The following is a 5,095-nucleotide window of genomic DNA, read 5'->3' on the forward strand; positions in this document are numbered from 1 at the left end:
GATGCACGACGCCCAGTACCGCGTCGCCATCGCCTGGCAGAACACCGCCTACAACCAGCCACCACACCCGAGCTTCTTCCTCGGCGACGGCATGAGCACCCCACCGCAACCCGACATCTACGTCCGCTGACCCGCCAGCGGTCTGGCGGCCCGGCATCCATCGGGCCGCCAGGCCGTGACCTGTGCCGATGGCGAGTTGTCCTCCGCCTAGGGAGCCTCGCCGGTCAGCGGCACCTGGCGGACTGTTAACGCTAACAAAGAGGTGCCCGTGCAAGGACCGAACGACCGCTGTCGAAAGGACTCCGACATGTCCCGTGCTAGCTATCGGGTCTTACTTGCCGCGGTGACGGCGCTGTGCACGGCGCTGTGCACGCGCTGTCCGCCGGCGTCGCGCAGCCGGCCTCCGCCGCACCGGGCCTTCCGTACGCCAATCCAATCAAGTCTCAGAAGGGGGCCGATCCCTGGCTCGAGTACTACAACGGCAACTACTACCTGATCACGACCACGTTCACCAACAAGCTGCTGATGCGCAAGTCGCCGACGCTGGCCGGGCTCGCCACCGCGCCGAGCGTGCAGGTCTGGGAGGACAGCACGTCATCGCGCGGGACGAACTTCTGGGCCCCCGAGATCCATTTCATCGACAACCGGTGGTACCTGTACTACTCCGGTGCCCAGGTCGGCGCCCCTTGCTGTGACACCCAGCGCACCCACGTGCTGGAGAGCGCCGGCATCGACCCCATGGGCCCGTACACGCTCGCCAGCAGCACGTTCAGCATCATCTCGCAGCCGACCCACTCGTGGGAGCGGTCCGGTTCGCCGGTCAACGAGGCGCCGGTGGCGCTGCAGCGCAACGGCCAGACCTTCGTCGTCTTCTCGGCGAGCTCGTGCCAGACCGCCGACTACAAGCTGGGCATGCTCACCTACAACGGCGGCGACCCGCTGTCCGCCTCGTCCTGGACCAAGGCGGCCAACCCGATCTTCCAGCGCAACGACGCCAACAGGGTCTACGGGCCCGGCCACAACGGCTTCTTCACCTCCCCGTACGGCACCGAGAACTGGATCGTCTACCACGCGAACTCAGCCTCCAACGGCGGCTGCGGCAACGGGCGGACCACCCGGGCGCAGAAGTTCACCTGGAACGCGAACGGGACGCCGAACCTCGGCACTCCGGTGGCGACCGGTGTGACGCTGCCCGGCCCGGCCGGCGAGACCGCGGCCACGCCGTCGGCGTACCGGATCGTCAACCGCAACAGCGGCAAATGCCTGGACGTGTCCGGCGCCTCCAGCGCCGACGGCGGGGACGTCATCCAGTGGAGCTGCAACAGCGGCACCAACCAGCAGTGGCGCACCGAGGATCTGGGCAACGACACCAGCCGGCTGGTCAACGTCCGTAGCGGCAAGGTACTCGACGTCAACGCCTGCGGCTCCGCCGACGGCGCCAACATCCAGCAGTGGTCGTGGCTGAACAACAACTGCCAGCAGTGGCAGCTGCTGCCCGTCTAAGGGAGGGGTAATCGATGCGTAGACGTACTTCCTCGCGATCCCCGCACTGGGCGCGGCGGCGACGCTGCTGGACGCATCCCCAGCGGCGGCGTCACCGGCGGTGACGTACACCAACCCGCTGATCGCGCAGCGGGCCGACCCGCACATCGTCCGGCACACCCACCGACGGCTACTACTACCTCACCGCCACGGTGCCGGAGTACGACCGGATCATCCTGCGCCGGGCGACGACGGCACATCTGGGCGCCGGAGATCCACTTCATCAACGGCAAGTGGTACATCTACTTCGCCGCGGGCCGCAGCAACGACGTCTGGCGGATCCGGATGTGGGTGCTGGAGAACAGCAGCGCCGACCCGTTCACCGGCACGTGGGTCGAGAAGGGACGCATCGTCACCCACCTGGACACGTTCTCGCTGGACGCGACCACGTTCACGCAGAACGGCACCCGCTACCTGTCCTGGGCACAGCAGGACCCGGCGATCGGCGGTAACACCAACCTGTACCTGGCGCCGATGAGCAACCCGTGGACGATCTCCGGGACTCCGGCACGGCTGAGCGTCCCGACGCTGTCGTGGGAGACGGTCGGCTACAAGGTCAACGAAGGCCCGTCGGTGCTCATCCGCAACGGCAAGGTGTTCATGACCTACTCGGCTGGCGCCACGGATAGCAACTACTGCATGGGGATGCTGACCGCGTCGGCGTCCAGCAACCTGATGAACCCGGCGTCGTGGAGCAAGAAGCAGCAGCCGGTGTTCAGGTCCAACGCCGCGACGAGCCAGTACGGCCCGGGCCACAACTCGTTCACAGTCTCCGAGGACGGGCAGAGCGACATCCTGGTTTACCACGACCGCAACTACAGGGATATCAGCGGCGATCCGCTGAACGACCCGAACCGGCGCACCCGAATCCAGAAGCTGTACAGGAACGCCGACGGCACCCCGAACCTCGGCATCCCGGTGCCGGACGGCGCGACGCCGTACCGGTTCAGGTCGTACACCTTCCCGGACCGGTTCATCCGGCAGGTCCCGTTCCGCGGGCGGATCGACGCGGACATGACGAACCTGGCCGAGTCGCAGTTCCGCATCGTCACCGGGCTGGCCGGGAGCGGCACGGTGTCGCTGGAGTCGACCAGCAACCCCGGCTACTACCTGCGGAACCAAAACTACGAGATCTGGCTGGACAGAAACGACGGCACGACGGGGTTCAGGAACGGCGCGAGCTTCACCAGGCGGCCAGGCCAGTCCGACTCGGCCGCAGTGACCTTCGAATCGGTGAGCGCCCCGGGCCGCCCTGCGGGACCACCGGCACGAACCAGCAATGGACACGCGCGGCAGCGTGACGTGCATGCATCCTCGCGGGAGAAAGTGCATGCGGCTGCACCACATGCACTTCTCCCCGCCGGATGATCTGGGCATCGAGGCCACGCGACTGATCGTGCTCATGCCGAAGCCTGTGACGCCGAATACCTGGTTGCCCTAGCCGATAACGACATGGGGCGAGCCCAGCGAAGCCCGCCAGGCCCGCCGGGTTCTAGGGCGTCGTGACTTCGAGGTAGTCGATGTTGGGCAGGCCGCTGGCCGTCGTGGGGTTGAGCCTGATGGTGTTGCCGCCCGCGTTCAGCGTGACGGTCAAGGTCTTGGTGACCCATGTACTCCACGCGCCGGTGCCCTCGAACGACGGGGCCTGCACCGCCGAGCCGTTGACGAGCAGCGAGGCCGGCCGCGCGGTCGCGACACCGTTGGCGAACCGGACCAGCAGCGTCGCGGTGCCCGCCGTGCTCGCGTTGACGGTGAACTGAGCGTAGGCCCCCACCGCGTTGGTGCCGTTGCAGAAGCCGGTACCTGAGTAGCCCGACCAGTTTGAGTCGATGGTGCCAGTGCACACCGCCGGCGAAGCTTCCGCCTCGTAGCGGGTGGCCGACCCAGGACCGCCGATGGCGCTCATAATGGGGCCGATGATTCCTGGCTGGGTCACCGCGTTGGTGCTTCGATTGAACAGCCCAAAACCGTATTGACCGTTGACGCCATTGTCCCAGTAAATAGTGGCTGCTCCGTACTTCTTGGCGGTGGCCACCATGGCGCGCGCGAAGTCCGCACGGTACCTGTTGTTCGACGAATCAAAGGATGACTTGTCGATCGAGCCGTATTCGCCGACCACTACCGGGTATCCTCTGACGACGAAACTGTCGTACGTCTTCTTCAGCTGCGAATCCATGTAATCCTCCTGTCCCCAGGTGGATGTTCTCGATGGGTTGGTTGCTGCCGGTCCCCACTGCGTGATCGTGCCGTTTTCCTCCCCGACGAAGTCCCACGGAGCATAATAGTGAACGGAGATCATGATTCTCTGCTCATTGCTGGGGATGGAAGGCGATCGGTAGTTGTCCGTCGGAATCACGAAGCCGTAGTTTCCGGTGGTGTAATCGATATTCGTGTTCCAGCCAGGAACAAGCAGCCATCGTGAACTGTTGTTTCCGCCAGCTCGTCTTGTGGTGTCCACGAAGATTTGGTTGTAGCTGTTGATGTTTGAGTAGCACGGTTGAGTGGGATTGCCGTACTGTCCGTCGAATTCTTCGTTCATGGATTCGAAGATCAGGCGTTGGTCGTAATTTTGAAACCTGGACGCAAGTTGTTGCCAGATCTTCTGATACTTGGCTTTGATCTCTGTTTGATTGGAGGAGTCGCAGATCAGCCAGGCGTATGGGATGGTTTTGTAGCCGTCTCCATGTATGTTGAGCACCACATACATGCCTCGGTTGTACGCATAGTTGACGACTTCCTGAATTCTGTTCAGCCAGGAAGGGTTGATCGTGTAGTCCGGGCCGGCCCCGATATGCCGTAAATACGAGACCGGGATCCGGATCGTATTGAAGCCTGTCGACTTCACCTTGTCGATGAGAGCCTGTGTTACGGTCGGATTGCCCCACGCCGTTTCGCTGGGATATCCGTCGACGTTGGCTTCCAGCTGGTTCCCCAGATTCCAGCCCGCTCCCATCTCGGCGACGATCTGCGAAGCGTTGAGCTGTGTCGTGGTGCCGGCCGACGCATGCGTGGTCAAGCCGGACACCGATAGGGCGGCCGACAGCATGCAGGCCAGGAGAATGGCCCTGATCTTCCTTGCTGTTGGAACCATGGGTACTTCCTCTCTTTCAGGTTTGGTTTGCCCAGGAGCAGTTTCGTCCAGGCAAACCTCTCGATCGGTGGTGTCGGACTCTTCTCATCGAGCTTGTGAGGTTTGCGCAATGCGCGGCATGGAGGGGGCGGTTGGCCGGAGTGGCAGGCGCGGGATCGCGCCGACGATCGCGGCGGAAGCCAACACCGAATACATGCTGTTCTTAGCAAGGCTTGCCTGCTAACGTCTCATCTAGTCGAAGCGCTTCGACGGCATTTCGACAGCAGGGGAAATGCTGCGATAGGCACACTCTAGAAGTCGGGAAATCTCATTGCAACAAGCGGCGATCGCGCCGCCAAGCTGCTCGAGCCGTTGCCGGGTGATCAGGCGGGTGGGGCGCTCGGCGTGCCGGGCGGCTGGCGGCTCAGCCCCAGTGTTGCAGTAGCCGGTCGTACTCGGCCTGGGTGATCGGCAGGACGGTGC

3 protein-coding genes and 1 pseudogene are annotated in these 5,095 nt (G+C 63.9%); 3 read left to right on the top strand and 1 reads right to left on the bottom strand.

The genetic code is table 11. The features are described 5' to 3' along the window. The 3 genes and pseudogenes from AB0I79_RS63080 to AB0I79_RS63090 form a co-directional block, all read left to right on the top strand. Positions 1-130: pseudogene (locus AB0I79_RS63080) on the top strand (glycosyl hydrolase); the annotation flags it as partial. 224 nt (positions 131-354) lie between these two features. Beyond that, entirely contained in the window at positions 355-1,503 is a 1,149-nt protein-coding gene (locus tag AB0I79_RS63085) for a family 43 glycosylhydrolase (protein WP_357896277.1), read from the top strand. A gap of 75 nt (positions 1,504-1,578) precedes the next feature. Beyond that, complete coding sequence (locus AB0I79_RS63090; protein ID WP_357896283.1) at positions 1,579-2,910, top strand: family 43 glycosylhydrolase; 1,332 nt, start codon at positions 1,579-1,581, stop codon at positions 2,908-2,910. Positions 2,911-3,034: 124 nt separating this feature from the next. On the opposite strand, the gene AB0I79_RS63095 is transcribed toward AB0I79_RS63090, so the two are convergent. Beyond that, positions 3,035-4,588, bottom strand: coding sequence for a cellulase family glycosylhydrolase (locus tag AB0I79_RS63095; protein WP_357896280.1), 1,554 nt, complete (start codon positions 4,586-4,588; stop codon positions 3,035-3,037). Between the last annotated feature and the right edge of the window lie 507 nt (positions 4,589-5,095).

The sequence above is a fragment of the Nonomuraea sp. NPDC050202 genome, from assembly GCF_040656115.1.
In the GTDB taxonomy this organism is placed as follows: domain Bacteria; phylum Actinomycetota; class Actinomycetes; order Streptosporangiales; family Streptosporangiaceae; genus Nonomuraea.

Coding starts and splice junctions, on each gene's coding strand:
- AB0I79_RS63095 (WP_357896280.1), bottom strand. CDS start 4,588: ATGCTGTCGGCCGCCCTATCGGTGTCCGGCTTGACCACGCATGCGTCG.